Below are 237 nucleotides of genomic sequence, written 5' to 3'. Positions count from 1 at the left end.
GAAGAAGGAAGCTTGACAAAAGCGTTAGAAGCTTTAGTGGTTCATCATGATATGTTACGTGCTGTCTATAGAAGTGGTACGCTTGACATATTAAGTAGTAAAGAAAGTAAACTGTATGATTTTAATGTGTATGATTTTAATGGAGAACTAAATGTTGCAGAAAAAGTTGAAGCAGAATGTACTCGTATACAAAGTAGTATAGATCTAGAGAATGGCCCATTAATGAAGGTTGCTTTA

The 237-nt window shown here is 33.8% G+C and carries 1 protein-coding gene; it reads left to right on the top strand.

Going from position 1 to position 237, the window contains the following annotated elements; genetic code table 11:
• Positions 1-12 precede the first annotated feature (12 nt).
• On the top strand, positions 13-237 hold a 225-nt coding region (locus tag MR167_RS32365; protein WP_242316301.1), incomplete at its 3' end, for a hypothetical protein.

The sequence above is a fragment of the Bacillus cereus group sp. BfR-BA-01355 genome (assembly GCF_022663675.1).
GTDB classification, from domain to species: domain Bacteria; phylum Bacillota; class Bacilli; order Bacillales; family Bacillaceae_G; genus Bacillus_A; species Bacillus_A thuringiensis_S.
The sequence above is the reverse complement of the archived record's forward strand: the minus strand, read 5'-3'. Positions and strand labels throughout refer to the sequence as shown.